The sequence below is a fragment of the Streptomyces sp. NPDC037126 genome, assembly GCF_055605965.1.
On record NZ_JBVJTD010000075.1, the window covers coordinates 1 to 4,066 of the forward strand.

4 protein-coding genes are annotated in these 4,066 nt (G+C 70.6%); 2 read left to right on the top strand and 2 right to left on the bottom strand.

The genetic code is table 11. The features are described 5' to 3' along the window. Positions 1–91: 91 nt before the first annotated feature. Both glgX and ACZ7FF_RS44825 read right to left on the bottom strand, forming a co-directional pair. A complete protein-coding gene (gene glgX / locus ACZ7FF_RS44820) occupies positions 92–2,236 on the bottom strand; it encodes a glycogen debranching protein GlgX (RefSeq protein WP_470820508.1) in 2,145 nt (714 codons plus the stop codon). After that, the gene (locus ACZ7FF_RS44825; protein WP_470820510.1) at positions 2,233–2,745 is read right to left on the bottom strand and encodes a pep a2; all 513 of its coding nucleotides are present in this window, start codon (positions 2,743–2,745) and stop codon (positions 2,233–2,235) included. The genes glgX and ACZ7FF_RS44825 overlap by 4 nt, the downstream gene beginning before the upstream one ends. A 303-nt stretch (positions 2,746–3,048) precedes the next feature. Here ACZ7FF_RS44825 and ACZ7FF_RS44830 point away from each other — a divergent pair, with 303 nt between their 5' ends. Together ACZ7FF_RS44830 and ACZ7FF_RS44835 are read left to right on the top strand one after the other, a co-directional pair. Next, positions 3,049–3,348: a DUF5133 domain-containing protein gene (locus ACZ7FF_RS44830; protein WP_470820512.1), complete on the top strand. Its 300-nt coding sequence runs from the start codon at positions 3,049–3,051 to the stop codon at positions 3,346–3,348. A 111-nt stretch (positions 3,349–3,459) separates the two neighbouring features. After that, the coding region (locus tag ACZ7FF_RS44835; RefSeq protein ID WP_470820514.1) for a maltotransferase domain-containing protein at positions 3,460–4,066 on the top strand (607 nt) is incomplete at its 3' end.

A 4,066-nucleotide genomic window follows, 5' to 3' on the forward strand; every position in this document is an offset into this window, starting at 1 on the left:
AACTCACCCCGGAGCCGTTCCACCTCCCCCAACCTCATACCGGAGAAGATGCCCACCACCAGGCGAGATCACTCGACGTAACGAAGCACTACTAGCTCTCGGCGCGCGACGGGCGCGTCAGCAGGACCAGGCTCCGGGACTCCACGCGGAGTCTCGTGCCGGCCTTGCGCTCGCGTTCGTCCGGGATGCCGTCGGGGTCGGCGGTGTCGATCAGGGTGGTCCAGCGTTCCCCGAAGGAGCTGTCGGGCAGGCGGAAGTCGACCGGTTCCCAGTAGCCGTTGAGGAGCAGCAGGAAGGAGTCGTCGACCAGCCGCCGCCCGTAGGAGTCGCGTTCGGCGATGGCGTCGCCGTTGAGGAACACGCCGACGGAGTGGGCGTCGTCGCGCTGCCAGTCCCGCCCGGTCATCTCGCGGGCGTCGGGCCTGAGCCACATCAGGTCGGGCAGCGGCTGCCGTGCGTTGGTCGCGGTCTCGCCGCGGAAGAAGCGCCGGCGGCGCAGCACGGGGTGGGCGGAGCGCAGCGCGATCAGGTGCCGGGTGAAGTCCGCTAGGCTGCGCTGCTCGCCGCTCAGGTTCCAGTCGATCCAGGAGATCTCGTTGTCCTGGCAGTAGGCGTTGTTGTTGCCGCCCTGGGTGCGGCCGAGTTCGTCGCCGTGGCAGAGCATCGGGATGCCCTGCGACAGCAGCAGCGTGGCGAGCAGGTTGCGCTGCTGGCGGGCACGCAGTTCGAGGACGGCCGGGTCGTCGGTCGCGCCCTCGGCCCCGCAGTTCCAGGACCGGTTGTGGCTCTCCCCGTCGCGGTTGTCCTCGCCGTTGGCCTCGTTGTGCTTGTCGTTGTACGACACCAGGTCGCGCAGGGTGAAACCGTCGTGCGCGGTCACGAAGTTGACGCTCGCGCGCGGCCGGCGCCTGCTGTGCTGGTACAGGTCGGAGGAGCCGGTCAGCCGGGAGGCGAACTCGCCGAGCGAGCCGGGCTCGGCCCGCCAGAAGTCCCGTACGGCGTCCCGGTACCGGCCGTTCCACTCCGACCACAGCGGCGGGAAGTTGCCGACCTGGTAGCCGCCCTCGCCCACGTCCCAGGGCTCGGCGATGAGCTTGACGCGGCTGATCACCGGGTCCTGCTGGATCAGGTCGAAGAACGCCGACAGCCGGTCCACCTCGTGGAACTGCCGGGCGAGGGTCGCGGCGAGGTCGAAGCGGAAGCCGTCGACACGCATCTCGGTGACCCAGTACCGCAGCGAGTCCATGATCAGCTGCAGCACGTAGGGGTGCCGCATCAGCAGGCTGTTGCCGGTGCCGGTGGTGTCGTAGTAGTGCGCCCAGTCGCCGTCGACCAGCCGGTAGTAGGAGGCGTTGTCGATGCCCCGGAAGGACAGCGTGGGGCCCATCTGGTTGCCCTCGGCGGTGTGGTTGTAGACCACGTCGAGGATGACTTCGAGGCCGGCCGCGTGCAGCGCCTTCACCATGGCCTTGAACTCGTCGACCTGCTGGCCGCGGCTGCCGAAGGCGGCGTAGGCGTTGTGCGGGGCGAAGAAGCCGATGGTGTTGTAGCCCCAGTAGTTGGTCAGTCCGCGGTCCTGCAGCACGCCGTCCTGGACGAACTGGTGCACCGGCATCAGCTCCACCGCGGTCACCCCGAGCGAGGTCAGGTGCTCGGTCACCGCGGGGTGCGCGAGACCCGCGTAGGTGCCGCGCAGCCGGGCGGGGACGTCCGGGTGACGGCGGGTCAGGCCGCGCACGTGGGCCTCGTAGACGACGGAGTCCGAGTACGGCGTCCGCGGCGGCCGGTCGTCGCCCCAGTCGAAGTACGGGTCGGTGACCACGCCGAGCATGGAGTGCCCGCCGCTGTCGGCCGGGGCGGGGCCCTCGGGCGCGCGCTCGTACAGCGAGGCGTGGTTGTCGATCTGCCCGTCCACGGCGCGGGCGTACGGGTCGAGCAGCAGCTTCGCCGGATTGCACCGGTGACCGAGCGCGGGCTGCCAGGGGCCGTGCACCCGGTAGCCGTAGCGCCGGCCGGGACCGACGCCGGGCAGGTAGCCGTGCCAGACGAATCCGTCGACCTCGTGCAGCCGGACCGGGGTCTCGGCGCCGTTGTCGTCGACGAGGATCACGTCGACCCGTTCGGCGACCTCGCTGAACAGGGCGAAGTTGGTGCCCTGTCCGTCGAACGAGGCACCCAAAGGGTAGGGCTGCCCGCTCCACACGGGCAGCCCTTTCCTGGATCTGCGGGCGGTCACCGGCTGCCCTCCAGGGCGTCGTCGACGGGGGGCGCGGGCGCGGCGAGTACGGCCACCGCCAACTCGCGGGGCACCTGGAGGCCTTGCCGCAGCACGGGCGAGGGCGGGAGGGGCACCAGCGGCACCCGCTCGCCGGCGCGGGCGCGCTGCGAGAACCAGATGATCTTGCTGCCGGTCTCGGATGCGCAGCAGCCCCAGCCGTCGCTCATGGCGGCGATGTCCGCGAGGCAGGACCGCAGGTCCTGGTCCGGACGCAGATCGGGGTCGTCGTCACCGAACGCGGTGATGAGGTGCTGACGGTTCCACCACATCTCGATGGAGGTGTGCTTGTCCGTCGCGTGCTCGTCGATGGCCCGCAGCAGCAGTTCGGCGCCGCGGCAGACGGGGTCCACGAGGTTCTCGAGGTCCCAGTAGCGGAGGTGGGCGGCCAGGATGCGGCTGACCTGTCCCACCCGTTCCGGGCTGACTTCCACGTCGAGGTGGTAGTAGCAGGGCACTGCGGTCTTCATTGTCGCTTGCTCCTCACCGGCGAAGCTCCAGCTCCCCTCGCCCCTGTCCGGGAGGGATCCCGGACACACAGCGTGAGCGTTGATCGCTTCTGAGTCACCTCCACGGTGAGGGCGCTACGCCATTCGTGCAACACGAGCACCCGCACCCACAATGGTTGAAGATCCAACAAGACGCTGCGTCGTCGCGCGTGCACCATAAGTGAAAGCCTCGATCGCCGTAACGGTGCCGCGCCCACCCCTGCGCGGCCACCACCCGACCGTCGGGAACGCGCCCAGTCGAGAGCGTGGAAGGTGAAGAGGGCCATGCTGCTACCCGCCAAGGCCGAAGTGGCCCGGCAGTTGCGGCGTTACCGGGCGTGGGAGCGCGTCATGCTCGCCTCGCCGCACGACCGCACGGTCAGGGCCACCTTCGAGGACTCGGGTTACACGCTGTGCGTCCTGATGGGCAAGCGCTGCGCCCGTGAGGCCGCGGACGCGGCGGAGCGCTATCTGCGCACCAACCTGGTCACCTACCTGCGCGAGCAGGACGGACGGCCGCCCTCACGCCGGACGGCGAGAAGGACGCCACCACCGGAGCGGCGTTCCACGGCGTCAAGCCCCTGACCTGGCACCGTATCAAGGCGTTCCCCTGCGGGACCGGCGCACGTCGGCCCGTCTCTCGGATCGCGAAGCCGGGCCGCGTGCCCGGCTTCGCGCACGGCGGAGGTGAGATACATGCGCAGGACCCCGGCCATCGGCCGTGTACCGGTACGTGACGTCCGGCCGGCCGTTGAGTGCGGCAGGCGCCCCGCGAAGGCGGTGACCGGAGAGACCTTCCAGGTTACCGCCACCGTCTTCCGCGAGGGCCACGACGCCGTCGGTGCCAATGTGGTCCTGCGTGATCCCAAGGGCCGCCGCGGCCCCTGGACACCGATGCGCGAACTCTCCCCCGGCAGCGACCTCTGGGGCGCGGAGGTCACCCCGGACGCGACCGGCCGCTGGACCTACCGGGTGGAGGCCTGGAGCCATCCGCTGGCGACCTGGCGGCACATCGCCTCGGTCAAGGTGCCGGCCGGGATCGACACCGGGCTGGTACTCGAGGAGGGCGCCGAACTGTACGAACGCGCCGCCGCCGGAGTCCCCAAGGGGCCGGAGCGCGACCTCGTCCTGGCCGCCGCCCGTGCCCTCGGCGACGACTCCCTGTCGGTGCAGGACCGTCTGAAGCCCGCGCTGTCGGCGGAGACGGACGCGGTGCTGGCCCGCTTCCCGCTGCGGGAGCTGGTCACCGCCTCGGACCCGATGCCCCTGCTGGTGGAGCGTGAACGGGCCCTGTACGGCTCCT